The sequence below is a fragment of the Pseudomonas sp. FSL W5-0203 genome (genome assembly GCF_001896155.1).
In the GTDB taxonomy this organism is placed as follows: domain Bacteria; phylum Pseudomonadota; class Gammaproteobacteria; order Pseudomonadales; family Pseudomonadaceae; genus Aquipseudomonas; species Aquipseudomonas paracarnis.
Map to the genome: position 1 here is coordinate 77630 of NZ_MPOR01000014.1, position 16182 is coordinate 93811.

The 16182-nt window shown below is 62.3% G+C and carries 15 protein-coding genes; 5 read left to right on the plus strand and 10 right to left on the minus strand.

Going from position 1 to position 16182, the window contains the following annotated elements:
• Positions 1 to 4 precede the first annotated feature (4 nt).
• The 6 genes from BOP96_RS14855 to cbiE all read right to left on the minus strand — a co-directional run bounded on the left by BOP96_RS14855 (position 5) and on the right by cbiE (position 4041).
• Positions 5 to 487: a copper chaperone PCu(A)C gene (locus BOP96_RS14855; RefSeq protein ID WP_032904022.1), complete on the minus strand. Its 483-nt coding sequence runs from the start codon at positions 485 to 487 to the stop codon at positions 5 to 7.
• Between the two features lie 47 nt (positions 488 to 534).
• Positions 535 to 927, minus strand: a complete 393-nt coding sequence (locus BOP96_RS14860; RefSeq protein ID WP_003188156.1) for a DUF2946 domain-containing protein — start codon at positions 925 to 927, stop codon at positions 535 to 537.
• Positions 928 to 1395: 468 nt separating this feature from the next.
• Positions 1396 to 1719: a helix-turn-helix domain-containing transcriptional regulator gene (locus BOP96_RS14865; RefSeq protein ID WP_014716718.1), complete on the minus strand. Its 324-nt coding sequence runs from the start codon at positions 1717 to 1719 to the stop codon at positions 1396 to 1398.
• A gap of 5 nt (positions 1720 to 1724) precedes the next feature.
• Positions 1725 to 2057, minus strand: a complete 333-nt coding sequence (locus tag BOP96_RS14870; RefSeq protein ID WP_019818285.1) for a type II toxin-antitoxin system RelE/ParE family toxin — start codon at positions 2055 to 2057, stop codon at positions 1725 to 1727.
• 56 nt (positions 2058 to 2113) lie between these two features.
• Positions 2114 to 2839, minus strand: coding sequence for a cobalt-precorrin-6A reductase (locus BOP96_RS14875; protein ID WP_073453171.1), 726 nt, complete (start codon positions 2837 to 2839; stop codon positions 2114 to 2116).
• Positions 2836 to 4041 (minus strand): precorrin-6y C5,15-methyltransferase (decarboxylating) subunit CbiE, encoded by a 1206-nt coding sequence (cbiE, locus tag BOP96_RS14880; protein WP_073453173.1) that lies wholly within the window; start codon positions 4039 to 4041, stop codon positions 2836 to 2838. Before cbiE ends, BOP96_RS14875 begins: the two co-directional genes overlap by 4 nt.
• A 38-nt stretch (positions 4042 to 4079) precedes the next feature.
• On the opposite strand from cbiE, the gene cobG reads away from it, so the two are divergent.
• The 5 genes from cobG to BOP96_RS14905 all read left to right on the plus strand — a co-directional run bounded on the left by cobG (position 4080) and on the right by BOP96_RS14905 (position 9429).
• Positions 4080 to 5426 carry a precorrin-3B synthase gene (gene cobG, locus BOP96_RS14885; RefSeq protein WP_073453175.1) on the plus strand — a complete coding sequence of 449 codons (1347 nt, stop codon included), beginning with the start codon at positions 4080 to 4082 and terminating at the stop codon, positions 5424 to 5426.
• A complete protein-coding gene (locus tag BOP96_RS14890) occupies positions 5419 to 6045 on the plus strand; it encodes a precorrin-8X methylmutase (protein ID WP_073453177.1) in 627 nt (208 codons plus the stop codon). Before cobG ends, BOP96_RS14890 begins: the two co-directional genes overlap by 8 nt.
• The gene (locus tag BOP96_RS14895) at positions 6045 to 6776 is read left to right on the plus strand and encodes a precorrin-2 C(20)-methyltransferase (protein WP_073453179.1); all 732 of its coding nucleotides are present in this window, start codon (positions 6045 to 6047) and stop codon (positions 6774 to 6776) included. Before BOP96_RS14890 ends, BOP96_RS14895 begins: the two co-directional genes overlap by 1 nt.
• Complete coding sequence (cobJ, locus tag BOP96_RS14900) at positions 6776 to 8413, plus strand: precorrin-3B C(17)-methyltransferase (protein WP_044482917.1); 1638 nt, start codon at positions 6776 to 6778, stop codon at positions 8411 to 8413. The genes BOP96_RS14895 and cobJ overlap by 1 nt, the downstream gene beginning before the upstream one ends.
• Positions 8414 to 8649: 236 nt before the next feature.
• Positions 8650 to 9429: a hypothetical protein gene (locus tag BOP96_RS14905; protein ID WP_032904016.1), complete on the plus strand. Its 780-nt coding sequence runs from the start codon at positions 8650 to 8652 to the stop codon at positions 9427 to 9429.
• On the opposite strand, the gene BOP96_RS14910 is transcribed toward BOP96_RS14905, so the two are convergent.
• The 4 genes from BOP96_RS14910 to purH form a co-directional block, all read right to left on the minus strand.
• Positions 9426 to 10022: a MarC family protein gene (locus BOP96_RS14910; protein WP_003171467.1), complete on the minus strand. Its 597-nt coding sequence runs from the start codon at positions 10020 to 10022 to the stop codon at positions 9426 to 9428. The two genes, BOP96_RS14905 and BOP96_RS14910, sit on opposite strands and share 4 nt — an antisense overlap.
• A 200-nt stretch (positions 10023 to 10222) precedes the next feature.
• Complete coding sequence (locus tag BOP96_RS14915; protein WP_019818278.1) at positions 10223 to 12997, minus strand: hybrid sensor histidine kinase/response regulator; 2775 nt, start codon at positions 12995 to 12997, stop codon at positions 10223 to 10225.
• A gap of 116 nt (positions 12998 to 13113) precedes the next feature.
• Positions 13114 to 14406, minus strand: a complete 1293-nt coding sequence (purD, locus tag BOP96_RS14920) for a phosphoribosylamine--glycine ligase (RefSeq protein WP_073453181.1) — start codon at positions 14404 to 14406, stop codon at positions 13114 to 13116.
• Between the two features lie 125 nt (positions 14407 to 14531).
• Entirely contained in the window at positions 14532 to 16139 is a 1608-nt protein-coding gene (gene purH / locus BOP96_RS14925; protein WP_014716728.1) for a bifunctional phosphoribosylaminoimidazolecarboxamide formyltransferase/IMP cyclohydrolase, read from the minus strand.
• Positions 16140 to 16182 lie beyond the last annotated feature (43 nt).

The following is a 16182-nucleotide window of genomic DNA, read 5'->3' on the forward strand; positions in this document are numbered from 1 at the left end:
TGGCTTACTGAGCGTGCATATGCTCGTGGCCAGCCATCGGTGGCGCTTTATGCACCGACACTTGCACCTCGACCTTGCCGGCTTTCTCGAAGGTGAGGGTCAGCGGGAATTGCTTGCCATCGGCGAGCAGGCTGCGGTCCTTGAGGCCCAGCAGCATGACGTGATAGGCCATTGGCGCGAAGGTCAGTTCACCCTTGGCTGGTACGTCCACGTTGGGCACCTGTTGCATCTTCATCAGGTCGCCTTGCATTACGTGCTCATGCAATTCGGCTTTCTCCGCCAAGGGCGTCTCGGCACTGAGCAGGCGATCTGCCGTCTCCCCAGTATTGTGAATCACAAAGTACGCCGCGACGGTGGGCGCATTCGGCGGCAATTCCTGGGACCAGGGATTGCTGACCTCCAAGTCGCCGGCCTTGTAGTCATCGGCATTGGCAGCACTGAACACCGGCAGCAGCAACGCGGCCAGAAGCAGGGAAGATTTAAGCATGGCAGTTCTCCAGAACGGTTCTAAACGCAGTTCACTTGCGAAGAAGCTCAGACCGTTGGAGAGGCGCGGGGGTTAAGGCTTGGCCATTGCTGGCGCGGGGTGGGATTGCGCAATAAGCGCGGCGGCAGGCTCTGCACCGCCTCGAAGCGCGTCACATACAACTGCGGCACATGCCCTGGCAACGCCACCAACGGCGCCGAACCCGAGCAACACCAGCAATGCTGCATAGCCGAGTGATCATCCGGCGGCGCCGGGATTTCCAGCTTGCCCAGGGCAATCGCCTTGAGGCTCGCGCCATTGGACGAACAGAACCCGCCCCACATCAGACGCTTGATCGGGTCATCCGTCTGCTGCATCGCACTGGCCAACGGCATGGCAAACGCATTGAACAGCACTGCAAGGCAGGCGATCCAGGCAATTGCAAAGCGTTGACGGGCCATGGCGGATAATCCGTAGGGTTAAACGATCAGGCGGGTATTTAGCCTGATCGGGGGGGATAAGTAAAAAGGGCGGGTGTGGTTTGGTGTCGCAGTGGTGGGTTTGAGGATAGACGAGAACGGCCGCTTGCCAATTTTGCAGAAGGGACGCAGCGTACCAGGCGGGCTGATCGTTCCCACGCTCTGCGTGGGAATGCCGCGTTGGACGCTCTGCGTCCGCTTTTAAAGCCGTGACGCGGAGCGTCACAGGATGCATTCCCACGCGGAGCGTGGGAACGATCAAGTCAGGTATAGGGCTTTTTCCAGCCAATGGTTGCGCAGTTGATTGAGCTAGCGCCTTGGCTGGCTGATCTACTACCGTCATTTGATAACGCAATTCCAAAGTGTGTGCGGGCTTGCTCGCAAAGCGGTGTGTCAGTCGCTGGATGTTTTGGCCGACACACTGCCTTCGCGAGCGAGCCCGCTCCCAAATTATGCAGCGGGTACGCCGTGGACCTGCATATCGACACCCAGGGCTTTTCTAATCACGGCAAAAATCGCCGCAAGGTTATCCATGCTGGGGTTGCCGCTGGCCGAAAGCATTCGGTGCAGGCTTTTACTAGGTTTGGCGGTTTGTTTCGCAAGGCCTTCAAAGCCTACTGTGGCGTTGACTAAATCACGCAGGATCACGCGAGAGATTTCCGGCTCGCCATTGAGAAATAGCGTAGCGGCCTCGTCGAGAAGCGCTTGGGCGAATGCAGGGTCTCGCTGGGCACGTTCAGCGATGGTGTGTTTGTAGCTACGGGTAAGCGCCATGCTGGTCACCTCTTTTGTTTCAATTTCTTGTCACGCTGATACTCGTTAATCAGCGACTTTACGACCTTGATATCGCGCTTTTGACTGGACTTATCACCACCACCGAACAGGATGATTAATCGATGTCCTTCTCGTATCAAATAGATTCGCAAGCCGGGTCCCCAGTCGATACGGTATTCGCCTAGCCCATCGAACCACTTGATGTTGCTGGTGTTGCCTGTTTCAAGCCGAACTAAAGCGGTTGAAACTCGAGTTGCCGCTGGGACACTCAAGGATGAAAACCACTCATCGAACGGACTGGAATCGTTGTCGCGTTGGTATTCTTCGATCTCAATCATTAGCCGTCCTGAAGGTAACAAATAGGTTACTAATCAAGCAAGCGAGCGATCCTGACTCATCGAGTGAAGTTTGCCAACGCGCTGAGTGTTTCTTCAGACGACAGGAATTCCCTATCTACTTGAGCCAACATCGGCCGCTTCAACACCAACACCGGCACCCCACGCTCACGCGCCACTTCCAGCTTCGGCTCGGTGGCGGTGCTGCCGCTGTTCTTGCTGATCAGCACATCAATTCGCCGTTCTTCTAATAACGCCCGCTCGTCCTCGATGAGGAACGGCCCGCGTGCGCCGATCACTTCACAGCGCTTGTTGCCCGGATACACATCCAGCGCGCGCAATGTCCAGAACTGGTCGGCGGGGATTTCGTCGAGGTGCTGCAAGGGTTCGCGACCCAAGGTGAACAGCGGGCGCTTGAAGGGTTTGAGCGCTTCGACCAGTTCGGCCCAGTCGGCGACCTCTCGCCAGTCATCCCCCGGCTGCGGCTGCCACGCCGGGCGTCGCAATGCCCAGCAAGGTACGCCGCATGCCCTTGCAGCCTCGGCCGCGTTGCGGCTGATCTGCGCCGCATACGGGTGCGTAGCATCAAGGATCAGGCTGATGCGTTCGGCACGTACAAACTGCGCCAGGCCTTCACTACCGCCGTAGCCGCCGACCCGCACCTGGCAGGTGAGGTCGGTGGGTACGCGGCCCACGCCGGCCAGGCTGTAGACGTGTTCAGGCCCCAAGGTGCGGGCGATGGCCAGCGCTTCCGTGACCCCGCCCAGTAATAGAATCCTTTTCATAGCGGCTTGATCACTTCCAGCAACGTGATCGGCAGCGCCTGGCGCCAGGTATCGAACTCGCCCAAGGGCTGCGCCTGGGCCACATGGATGCGGGTCAGTTCGCCGCCATGCTCGGCACGCCAGTTCATCAAGGTCATTTCGCTTTGCAGGGTCACGGCATTGGCAACCAGGCGGCCACCGGGGCGCAGGTGTTGCCAGCAGGTATCGAGCACGCCGTCGCGGGTGACGCCGCCGCCGATGAAGATGGCGTCTGGTGTTTCCAGGCCGCTTAACGCCTCCGGCGCCTTGCCGCGAATCAGTTGCAGACCGGGCACCCCGAGGGCGTCGCGGTTGTGTTCGATCAGGCCTTGGCGGCCGGTGTCGGCTTCAATCGCCAAGGCACGACAGCTGGGATGGGTGCGCATCCATTCAATACCGATGGAGCCACTGCCCGCGCCCACGTCCCATAACAGTTCGCCCGGCATGGGCGCGAGGCGGGCGAGGGTCATGGCGCGCACATCGCGCTTGGTCAGTTGGCCATCGTGTTTGAAGGCTGAGTCCGGCAAGCCGGCAAGACGCGACAGACGCGGTGCGTTCGCATCCGCCAGGCAGTCGATGGCGACCAGGTTCAAATCAGCAACCGCGGTGTGCTCCCACGCTTGCGCGTGCCCGTCGATACGCCGTTCAGCCGGGCCGCCCAGGTGTTCAAACACACTGATGCGGCTGGGGCCAAAACCGCGCTCGGTTAACAACGCAGCAATCAAGGCGGGACTGCTGCCATCATTGCTCAGTACCAACAAGCGCACACCACTGGCCAAATGCGCGTTGATTGCCGCCAATGGCCGCGCCACTACCGACAATGTCACCACCTCCTGCAACGGCCAGCCCACGCGCGCCGCCGCCAGGGATACCGACGAGGGCGCGGGCAAAATCGTCAACTCCTCAGCCGCCACTTGCCGGGCCAGGCTGGCGCCGACGCCATAGAACATCGGGTCGCCACTGGCCAATACGCACACAGGCTCTCCACGCCGCGACAACACCGGCTCCAGGGAAAACGGGCTCGGCCACAGCTGGCGCTCGCCACCAATACATTGCGGCAGCAGGTCCAACTGGCGCTGAGCACCTATAATCCGCGTGGCGCGCAGCAAGGCATGCCGGGCATTCCTGCCCAGGCCTTTGAAGCCGTCTTCACCGATGCCTACAACCGTCAGCCAGGGCGACATATCAATTCCTTGAACGACATCCGACGGGCAGGCTTTTCATGCCGCCGGACAAAGCAGGCATAATACCGCGCCTTTGCCCATCAACCGGTAGCCCCGTGAACCCAACGCCCGCTGTGAATACCTTGCGCCCCTCGGCTTGTCCGGGGTTGCTGCGTATTGTGCAGGCGTTGGACGGTGGCATTTGCCGAGTCAAATTGGCGGGCGGCGCGATCACTGCCGCCCAGGCCCACGCCGTGGCGGACGCGGCCCAGGCGTATGCGGGCGGGGTGATCGAGGCGACCAACCGCGCCAACCTGCAGATCCGCGGCATCGGCGCCGAGCAGGAGGCGTTGATCGCCCGGCTGCTGGCGGCGGGCCTGGGCCCCAGCAACGCGGGCGGTGACGACGTGCGCAACCTGATGCTCAGCCCCAGCGCCGGCATCGACCCGCAGATGCTGTTCGACACCCGCCCGCTGGCCGCACAGATCCTCGCCACTCTGGAGAACCATCCGCGTTTCCATGAATTGTCGGCCAAGTTCGCGGTGCAACTCGATGGTGGCGAGGACCTGGCGATGCTCGAACATCACCACGACCTGTGGTTATCGGCCTTCGTACGCCACGGCGAAACCCTGCTCGCGTTCGGCCTGGCCGGCTGTCCGGGCCTGGATGCGCCCCTGGCCGCCGTGCCATTGGGCCAAGGCCTTGAGTTGGTAGTGGCTGTGCTGGAAGCCTTTCTGGACCTCGCCACCCCAGAGCAAACGCGTATGCGTCATTTGCCTGTGGATAACGTATTGAGCCATTTGCGCTTGCCGTTGCTGCCAGCCGACGGCTTCACACGCCCGCCCAGCGACGCGTCGCTCCAGGTGGGCACTTATCCACAAGTGCAAAAGAATCAGTTCTACGTCGCCGCCCTCGCGCCCTTGGGCCGCCTGGACCCGACGATGCTCAAGGGCGCCGCACAACTGGCCAGCGACTATGGGGACGGCACCTTGCGCTTCACCCCCTGGCAAGGTGTGCTGGTGCCCAACGTCGAAAAGCCTCACGCCGTGACCGAGCGCCTGGCGCAACTGGGCTTTATCTGCTCGCTCGGCCACCCGCTGGCGCGCATGATTGCCTGCACCGGTTCCAGCGGCTGCGCAAAAGGCCTGGCCGACACCAAGGCTGACGCCGTGCAACTGGCCGCTCTGCAATCGGGCGTTGAGGTGCATCTGTCCGGCTGCCCGCGCTCCTGTGCTGCCGCGCACACCGCGCCAGTCACCTTGCTGGCGGTGAGCCCCGGCCACTACGACCTCTATTTTCGCGATGCAGCCCAGCCTGGTTTTGGCCGGCTGCACGCGCGCACTCTTTCCATTGAAGCGGCGGGCGCCCTGTTGTGCGCTCGTCCACGGAGCAACACCGATGATTGATTACATCCGCGACGGTCAGGAGATCTATCGCAACTCCTTCGCCATTATTCGCGCGGAAGCCAAGTTGGACCGCATCCCGGCTGATTTGGAAAAACTCGCGGTGCGGGTGATTCATGCGTGCGGCATGGTCGAAGCCATCGACGGCCTGCAATTCTCCGAAGGGGCCGGCAAGGCCGGGCGTGACGCGTTGGCCGCTGGCGCGCCGATTCTGTGCGATGCGCGGATGGTCTCCGAAGGCGTGACTCGCACACGCCTGCCGGCCAATAATCAGGTGATCTGCACCCTGCGTGACGACAGCGTGCCGGAGCTGGCGCGGGAGCTGGGCAACACCCGTTCCGCCGCCGCCCTTGAGCTGTGGCGCCCGTACCTTGAGGGCAGTGTGGTGGTGATCGGCAACGCGCCGACCGCGTTGTTCTACCTGCTGGAAATGCTCGACGCCGGCGCGCCGAAACCGGCGTTGATCCTCGGTTTCCCGGTGGGTTTTGTCGGCGCCGCCGAATCCAAGGCCATGCTCGCCGCTGACAGCCGTGGGGTGCCGTTCGTGATCATGCAAGGTCGCCTGGGCGGCAGCGCCATGGCTGCCGCCGCCGTCAATGCCCTGGCCACGGAGGTCGAATAATGCAGGTGCGCGGACGTTTGCTTGGCCTGGGCGTAGGCCCCGGCGACCCGGAACTGATCACCGTCAAGGCTCTGCGCTTGCTGCGTGAATCGCCGGTGGTGGCGTACTTCGTGGCCAAGGGCAAGAAGGGCAACGCCTTCGGCATCATCGAGGACCACCTGGTGCCGCAACAGACCCTGATGCCGCTGGTGTACCCGGTGACCACCGAGGCGCTGCCCGCGCCGCTGTCCTACGAGCAAGTGATCAGCGACTTCTACGACAACGCCAGCCTCGACGTGGCCGCGCACCTGGACGCGGGCCGCGACGTGGCGGTGATCTGCGAAGGTGACCCGTTTTTCTACGGCTCCTACATGTACCTGCATGACCGCCTGGCCGAGCGCTACGACGCCGAGGTGATTCCAGGCGTGTGCTCGATGCTCGGTGGTGCCTCGGTACTCGGCGCGCCGTTGGTGTATCGCAACCAGAGCTTGTCGGTGCTCTCGGGCGTGTTGCCCCACAAGGACCTCAAGCGCCGCTTGGCGGATGCCGATGCCGCAGTGATCATGAAGCTGGGGCGCAACTTTCCGAAAGTGCGCCAGGTGTTGGAAGAACTGGGTCTGGCCGAGCGGGCGTTGTACGTCGAACGCGCGACCATGGCCAACCAGAAGATCGTGCCGCTGGATCAGGTGGAGCCGATGTCGTCGCCGTATTTCTCACTGATCATCGTGCCCGGTGAACGGTGGCAAGGTTGATGACCCCGGCGATTGTGATTCTGGGCCAGGGCAGCCTGACGACTGCGCGCAAGCTTCAGCAGGTTTACCCCGGCGCGTTGATCCACGGTTTGGCCACACGGGTTGAAGGTGCAGACCGCACCTACAGCGAATTCGGCGCGACCTTGCGTCAGCTTTATCAGCAGGGCACGCCACTGATTGCCCTGTGCGCCGCGGGCATTGTGATCCGCACCCTGGCGCCGTTGCTGCTGGAAAAGGGCGAAGAGCCCGCCGTGCTGGCCGTGGCCGAAGACGGCAGCGCGGTGGTGCCGTTGCTCGGTGGCCTGGGTGGCGTGAACCTGATGGCGCGCGACATTGGCGCAGCACTTGGCGTGTCTGCCGCCATCACCACCAGCGGCGAGTTGCGTTTTGGCACCTGCCTGCTCAACCCGCCAGCGGGTTATCAACTGGCCGACATCGAGTTGGGCAAACGCTTTGTCTCCGACCTTCTGGCCGGCGAAAGCGTGCGCATCGAAGGCACGGCGCCATGGCTGGAGGAGGCTAACCTGCCTCAGGATCAACAAGCGCGCCTGGCGATTCATGTAGGCAGTGCCGAGCGCACACCGACAGCCAACGAGTTGCTGATTTACCCGCAGAATGTCTACGTTACCTGCCGGCCGGGTGCGCAATTGGCCGAGCGTGTGCGCACGGCGTTGCAGGAGGCGGGCGTGGCCGTGCAATCCCTGGCCTGCTTGCTGGCCAGCGACCTGCAGATGGCTGACGCGTCCTTGCATGAGGCCGCGTCGGCCTTGGGTGTACCGTTGCGCTTTGCCGCGCTGACACCCGTTGCGGACATCAGTATTACCGTGGCCGAGCAGCCCTTGGACCTGTCACAGGTTGGGCGCCCGCGCGGGCGGCTGGCGGTGATTGGCCTGGGCCCCGGCGCCGCAGAACTGATGGTGCCGGCGGTGAAGGCGGAACTGGCGCGTTGCACCGATGTGCTGGGCTATGAAACCTACGTGCGCATGGCCGGGCCATTCCGTGACGATCAAGTGCAACACTGCACCGACAACCGCGAAGAAATGCAGCGCGCCCGCCACGCCTTCGAGCTAGCTGCGCAAGGCCGCTCGGTGGTGGTGGTGTCCTCTGGTGACCCGGGTGTATTCGCCATGGCCGCGGCGGTGATCGAGGCGCTGCACGAGTCCAGCGAGCCGGCCTGGCATCAGGTCGACCTGGAAATCCTGCCAGGGGTCTCCGCCTCGCTGGCCACCGCCGCCCAGGCAGGCGCGCCGCTTGGGCATGACTTCTGTGTGATGTCGCTGTCGGATAACCTCAAGCCTTGGTCTATCATCGAAAAACGCCTGGACCTGGCTTCCCAGGCCGACCTGGCCTTGGCGTTCTACAACCCGATCTCGCGGTCGCGGCCTTGGCAACTGGGGCGCGCCCTGGAAATCGTCGCGCTGCATCGCACGCCACAGACGCCAGTGGTGCTGGGCCGTGACATCGGCCGCCCAGGCCAGACACTGCGCGTCACCACCTTGGGGCAACTGACGCCCGAGCAGGTGGACATGCGCACCATGGTACTGATCGGTTCATCCACCACTTGTGTGTTCCCGCGTGCGGGTGGCGGCGAGTGGGTGTACACGCCACGTTGGTATGGCAACAAACCCAACTCCTGAAACAGCCCCGTTGGCTGCCGGAAAGCTCCGAATATCCCAGGGATTCCCCTGGCGTTGTTCGGAGCTTTTTCTTTTTTATGCGATGAAAACCGCACGCCTGCCCGCCGCGCCTTGTCATTGCTGGACGCTGGTTTTGGGCGGGGCAGGCCAAGGGATGTTTGTCGCATGGAAACCCCGCCGCTCCCTGGACTAGTGTGGAAGCAAGCCCCATGTGGGGTGCTTGTGGAGAACAGAAAATGGAGCGACGTCACAAAAGGATCAACAGCAAAAAAAGGCGCAAGTTGATTGCCGCCTACAAGTTACCGGGCGCACCTGCCAGGCAGGCCACGGCAGTGTTGGATAGCGAGGATGATTGCAATGCGGCCGTGGTCAACAATGGCGTGATTTCGTTTGCCGAAGGCTTGTCGGCGTTGAATCGGGAATACGTGCGCAAAAGCTATCTGCTGGCCAGCAGTTATGTGAGCGATGTGCTGAACGTCCAGCGAGGCAGCGAGGCGTGGTACGAGGAATTTATCAAGGTGATGGTCAGCCTGGGGTGGCTGCCGCTGCGCAGTCGCTTTGAGCGAGTCTCGCGTGCGGGCAAGGGCCTGACGGTGCAACTGGCGGCGCTGAATATCATCGCCTCGATGCTGACGTCGACGGCGCTGTCCGGGCCACTGCTCAGCGCATTGCCAAAGCTGGCCGCCGATGCGCTGGACACACTGAAGCGCCAGCCAGCGTCTTTCGAGCTGTTCAAGCGCAATTGCGCGGTGCGTGAGGGCGGCGATTTCGGCCTGGCCTCCTGCGCTGAAACAGACGGCGAGTTGATCATGGTGCTGGTGACCTACAGCACCCATGGTGTGGATAAACAGGTGGGCCTGCCCTTCCTGGAGTGGGACAGCTCCTCGTTCGAGGCCTTCAGCGGGCAGACTTGCCTGGTGCTCAGTACCTCGATGGTCAACGAGAAAACCATCCAACTGATGCGCGAAAGCGCCGGTGACAAAGTGGAAATGGCTATCGCCAAATACCGGATCTAGGGCACCAGGTAGCCGCGTACCCCGGTAAAAATGATTTGCGCGGCCAGGGCGCAGACGAACAGGCCCATCAACCGGCTGACAATCTGCAAGCCCTGGTCGCCGAGAATGCGTTCGATACGGTTGGACAGGTACAGCACCACGCCCACTGTCAGGCTGGCCAGGGCAATACTGAGGATGGCGGTGAGCTTATCGTCCCAGTGCGGTTGGCTGACGCCCATCACCAGTAAGGCGCCAATGGTGCCGGGGCCGACGGTGAGCGGGATGGTCAGCGGCACGATGGTCACGTCCTGCTGCACGTTGTCGGTCTGCACCGCCGACTTGCCCTGAGCCATGCCTAATGCGGAGATAAACAACACGCTGCCGGCGCCGATACGGAACGCATCCACGGTAATGCCGAACACGCTGAAAATTACCCGACCGAACAGGTAGAGCAACACGCTCGATACCAGGGTGGCCAGTGCAACTTTCCACGCCAGGCGCCGACGCTCCTTGCTGGAGTAGCCACGGGTCAGGCTGATAAAGCAGGACAGCACAAAGAACGGGCTGTAGAGCACCAGCATCTTCAGGTAAACGCTGAACAACACATGGAGCATGGGGGCGGCTCGCGGGCGGGGAAAGTGTGGAGGAGTCTATCCGACACAGATCAAATGTGGGAGCTGGCTGATCGTTCCCGCGCTCTGCTGATCGTTCCCATGCTCTGCGTGGGAATGCATCCAGTGACGCTCTGCGTCGCGTTCAAGCAGGACGCGGAGCTTACCGGGCGGCGTTGCCACGCGGAGCGTGGGAACGATCATCAGGAAAGGGTGCTGTGCTCAGGGCGCTGTTGGCGCTGCGCCACCCAGTAGTCCACCAGCTCGCGCAGTTGCGACAGTTCCACCGGCTTGGCCATATGCCCGTCCATGCCCGCCTGGCGTGCGCGTTCTTTGTGTTCCGACAGGATATGCGCGGTAAGCGCCACCACCGGCGTGCGCACGCGTTGATGGCTGATTTCCCACGCCCGCAGTTGCTGCGTGGCGGAGAAACCATCGAGGATCGGCATCTCACAGTCCATCAATACCAGGTCATAACGCTGGGCTTTCATTGCCTGCAGCGCTTCTTCGCCGTTGCTGGCGGTGTCCGGGTTGAGGTTGAGCTTGCCGAGCATGCCGCGAATCACTTTGGTGGAGATGCTGTTGTCTTCGGCTACCAGGATGCGGAAATCGCTGGGCACGGTAATGGCTGCCGGTGCGCTGGGGGCCGGGCGTGCAACGAGGGCGCCTTTGCTGCGCTGGGTCAGCTCATCGGCCAGGGTGGTCTTGAGGGTATAACCCGCCACTGGCTTGGCGAGAATGCGCTTGATCCCACAGTTGCGCGCAATGATCTTGCTCGGCGCGTTACTGATGCCGGTGAGCATGATCAGCAGTATGTCGTGGTTCAGGCTCGGATCTTCCTTGATCTTCGCCGCCAGTTGCATGCCGGTCATGCCGGGCATATTCTGGTCCAGCAGCACCACGTCGAAGTAATCACGCAGGTGCGCTTTGGTACGCAGCAGCGCCAGGGCCTCCTTGCCCGAAGGCGCGGCGCTGACGTTCAGGCCCCAGGCCGTGCACTGCTGAACCAGCACTTTGCGGCAGGTGTCGTTATCGTCCACTACCAGTACGCGGGCGTCCTTGAGCGGGCCGTCGAGGTCGCTGGTCGGATGCTCCAGGCGTTCCGGGTCCAGGGGCAGGGTCAGCCACAGGGTGCTGCCCTGGTGACTGCCGCTTTTGATGCCGAACTCGCCGTTCATCAACAGGATCAATTGGCGGGCAATGACCAGGCCCAGGTGGCCGCTCAAACGCGTCGCCGAGAGGAAGTTCTTGCTGTGCAGTTCGCTGTGCAGCAGGGCGTCGCGTTCGGCGGCTTCCATAGGCACGCCGCTGTCTTGCACGGCAATGCGCAGGCGTGGCTTGGGGCTGCGCTCATCCAGGGCGACGACGATCAGCACTTCGCCTTCATCGGTTTTGTGCAGGGCGTTTTCCAAAAGGCTCAGCAGCGCCTGGCGCAGCCGCGTCGGATCACCGCTGATCACCCGTGGCACCTGAGGCTGGATAAAGCTGATCAGCTCGACATTCTGCTGCTCGGCCTTGGCGCGGAAGATGCTCAGGCAGTCGTCGATCAATGCATTGAGGTCGAACTGCACATCATCCAGTTCGATCTGACCGGATTCGAGCTTGGAAATGTCGAGAATTTCGTTGATCAGGGTGAGCAACTCGTTACCGGCGCTGTGGATGGTCTGCACATAGTCGCGTTGCTTCACCGACAACGGCGTGCCCAGCAGTAACTCGGTCATGCCCAGCACACCGTTCATGGGCGTGCGGATTTCGTGGCTGATCTTCGCCAGGAACTCGGCCTTGGCGGCGATTTCGGCGTTGCTGGCCGCCAGGTCGCGGCTCAGGCTGAAGCGGGTTTCGACAATGGCGCGCTGGCGCTCGCCGAGGGCCAGGCTCATCAGCAGGCCGCTGAGGCAGATAAAGCTCAGCAGGGTGACGATCAGGCCTTGTGGCGCCACCAGGGTGAGGCCGAGCAGGGCGGGCAGGATGATCAGCGTGCCGATGTTGAACACCACCATGGCCGCCACGAACAAGCGCGCCGGGCGGTAGCCTTTTTGCCAATGATAGGCCGAGACGAACAGCATGCTCAGGCCCGCCAGCGCGACCAGGGCATAGGTGATGATGTTCAGCGGCAAGGTGTTGACGAACAACAACAGCAAGCCGCACAGGACGATCAGCAGGATGTCCGCCATCAACACTTTATTCAGCGGGTGCGGGCCCAGTGGCATGAAAAAGCGGTAGGCAAACATCAACCCGCAGGGTGCGGTCAGCAGTAGGGCCAGGTAGGCGCCAGGGGTCTGGATCGCGTGCCAGTTCGGCAGCCACGGCCCCACCAGGTTGAGCAGTAGCGCCAGGCTGAGCATCAACAGGAATTCGCACGCGGCCAGCCACAGGCTACTGCGCGAGCGGTGGTAGGCGAATCGCGTGAGGTTGTGCAGGATCAGCATCGACAGCACGCCGAACAGCAGACCGTAGATCAATGTCTGGTTCTGGTTGGCAGCGGCCAGCACCGCCGGTTCCAGGGTGATGTAAGGGCGCAGTTCGTGTTCCGAGACCAGGCGCAAATACACCTCCAGGGGCCGCGGGCTCTGGGGCATCGGTAACATGAAGTCACTGCTGGGCAACGGGCGCTCAGCCTGGGGTTGGCGAGTGCCGGTGATTTGCTGCTCCACCAGGGTGTCGCCGTCCAGTACGTACAGGCTCAGGCTGGACAGGTCCGGGGCAAACACCCGCAGCACTTGTTCGTGCTTGCCGGGTTGCAGCCTGAAGCGCACCCACAACGCACCGTCCGGCTGCGCGGCAGTGATCCGGTCCAGTTCGATGGGGCTGAATTGATTGGTATAGCGGGCGGAACGGATGTCGCTCAGTTGCAGGTCGGCCTGTTCATCAAGCAATACCGCCCAGCCACTGCCTTGTGCGGCGGCCTGGGCCGGTAGCAAGCAGAGCAGGGTCAGTAGACTGATTGTGAAACCTATGGCGATCCTGAGCCAGCGCACGGCGAAATCCCTTCGGTAGGTGGATGCACGGGTTAACTATGCGCGGGGCGACAGGGTACGGCAAGGGCCAAAGGCCCTTACCTAACCGAACGGATAGCTACTGCAAGTGTAGCTGCTCAGTTGTTCTCACCACGTTCGCGGGCAATGGCACGGTAGCCAATGTCGGTGCGGTAGAAGCAGCCTTTCCAGTCGATTTTCGCCGCCAGTTTGTAGGCCTGTTGTTGCGCGGCATCGACACTGGCACCCATCGCGGTGGCGCACAATACGCGGCCACCGGCGGTTACAACTTTGCCGTCCTTGAGCGCGGTGCCCGCATGGAACACCTTGCCTTCCAGCGCAGCGGCGGCGTCGAGGCCTTCGATCACATCGCCCTTGGCGTAGTCGGCAGGGTAGCCACCGGCCGCCAGCACAATCCCAACACTAGGACGTGGGTCCCACTGCGCTTCGACCTTGTCCAGGGCCTGGGCGAGGGCGGCTTCCACCAGCAGCACCAGGCTCGATTGCAGACGCAGCATCACCGGTTGGGTTTCCGGATCGCCGAAGCGGCAGTTGAACTCGATGACTTTGGGGTTACCTGCTTTGTCGATCATCAGGCCGGCATAGAGGAAACCGGTGTATACGTTGCCTTCATCCGCCATGCCGCGCACGGTTGGCCAGATCACCAGGTCCATGACGCGCTGGTGCACGTCGGCGGTTACGACGGGTGCCGGGGAGTAGGCACCCATGCCGCCGGTGTTCGGGCCGCTGTCGCCGTTGCCGACGCGCTTGTGGTCCTGGCTGGTGGCCATCGGCAATACGTTCTTGCCGTCGACCATCACGATAAAGCTGGCTTCTTCGCCATCGAGGAATTCCTCGATGACCACCCGCGAGCCGGCGTCACCAAAGGCATTGCCGGCGAGCATGTCGCGCACGGCGTCTTCGGCTTCCTGCAGGGTCATGGCGACGATCACGCCTTTACCGGCAGCCAGGCCATCGGCCTTGATCACGATCGGTGCACCTTTCTCACGCAGGTAAGCCAGGGCCGGCTCGATCTCGGTGAAGTTCTGGTAGTCGGCCGTGGGGATCTTGTGGCGAGCCAGGAAGTCCTTGGTGAAGGCTTTCGAGCCTTCCAGCTGGGCGGCGCCCGCGGTAGGCCCGAAGCAGTCCAGGCCACGGCTGCGAAACAGATCGACGACGCCTGCCACCAGTGGCACTTCCGGGCCGACGATGGTCAGGGAAACATTCTTCTCGGCAAAATCTGCCAGTTGCTCCAGGGCCAGCACGTCGATGGCGACGTTTTGGCACTTGGCTTCGATGGCGGTGCCGGCGTTGCCGGGGGCCACGAAGACTTTCTGCACGCGTGGGTCCTGGGCTACTTTCCAGGCCAGGGCGTGTTCACGGCCACCGCTGCCAATGATCAAAACATTCATTTCAAAAACCTCGTTAGGATGATCGTTCCCACGCTCTGCGTGGGAATGCCTCTACGGACGCTCTGCGTCCGAGGGACGCGGAGCGTCCCTGGCTGCGTTCCCACGCGGAGCGTGGGAACGATCAATCAGTGGCGGAAGTGGCGCATGCCGGTGAAGACCATCGCAATGCCAGCTTCATCAGCGGCGGCGATGACTTCTGCATCACGCATCGAACCGCCCGGTTGGATCACGGCGGTCACGCCGGCTTTTGCAGCGTTGTCCAGGCCGTCACGGAACGGGAAGAATGCATCGGAAGCCATCACCGAACCCACCACCTGCAAACCGGCGTGCTCAGCCTTGATCGCGGCGATACGCGCCGAGTTCACGCGACTCATCTGACCAGCGCCGACACCGATGGTCTGGCGGTTCTTGGCGTAGACGATGGCGTTGGACTTGACGTATTTGGCCACTTTCCAGGCGAAGATCAGGTCGTTGATCTCTTGCTCGGTCGGCGCGCGCTTGGTCACGACTTTCAGGTCCTGGCTGCCGATCATGCCGATGTCGCGGCTCTGTACCAGCAGGCCGCCATTGACGCGCTTGTAGTCCCAGGCCGCGGCGCGGTCTGCCGACCACTCGCCACAGGCCAGCAGGCGCACGTTGGCTTTGGCGGCGACGATGGCGCGGGCTTCTTCGCTGACGCTTGGGGCGATGATCACTTCGACGAACTGGCGCTCGACGATGGCCTTGGCGGTCTCGGCATCCAGTTCGCGGTTGAAGGCAATGATGCCGCCGAATGCGGATTCGGTGTCGGTGGCGTAGGCCAGTTCGTACGCCTGGCGGATACCGCCTTCAGCGTCCGGGCTGACGGCCACGCCGCACGGGTTGGCGTGCTTGACGATCACGCAGGCCGGTTTGACGAAGCTCTTCACGCATTCCAGCGCGGCGTCGGTATCGGCCACGTTGTTGTAGGAAAGTTCTTTGCCTTGCAGTTGGGTCGCGGTGGCAATGCCCACTTCGGCAGGCTTGGCTTCCACGTAGAACGCCGCGCTCTGGTGCGGGTTCTCGCCGTAGCGCATTTCCTGGGCCTTGATGAACTGGCTGTTGAAGGTGCGCGGGAACTGGCTGCGGCCTTCGGTGCTGAGGGTGTCAGCCGCCTGGTTCACGGTGCCCATGTAGTTGGCGATCATGCCGTCGTAGGCGGCGGTGTGTTCGAACGCCTTGAGCATCAGGTCGAAGCGCTGGGCGTAGGTCAGGCCACCGGCCTTGAGGTTTTCCAGGACGTTGGCGTAGTCACTGGCGTTGACCACGATGGCCACGTCTTTATGGTTCTTGGCCGCCGAGCGCACCATGGTCGGGCCGCCGATATCGATGTTTTCGATGGCGGTCGGCAGGTCGCAGCCTGGCTTGTTGATGGTGGCTTCGAACGGGTAGAGGTTAACGGCCACCAGGTCGATCGGCTTGATGCCGTGCTCGGTCATGATGGCGTCGTCGATGCCGCGACGGCCGAGGATGCCGCCGTGGATTTTCGGGTGCAGGGTCTTGACGCGACCGTCCATCATTTCTGCGAAACCGGTGTAGTCCGCGACTTCCACTGCGGCCACGCCGTTGTCCTGCAGCAGTTTGAAGGTCCCGCCCGTGGAGAGGATTTCCACACCCAGGGCTTCCAGCTCCCGGGCAAATTCAAGGATCCCGGTCTTGTCGGAAACACTGATCAAGGCACGGCGGATCGGCAGGCGGGTGGTCTGGTCGGTCATCTCAATTTCCATCAAAAGCAAAGGAAGTCAGCAAAAAAGGCGA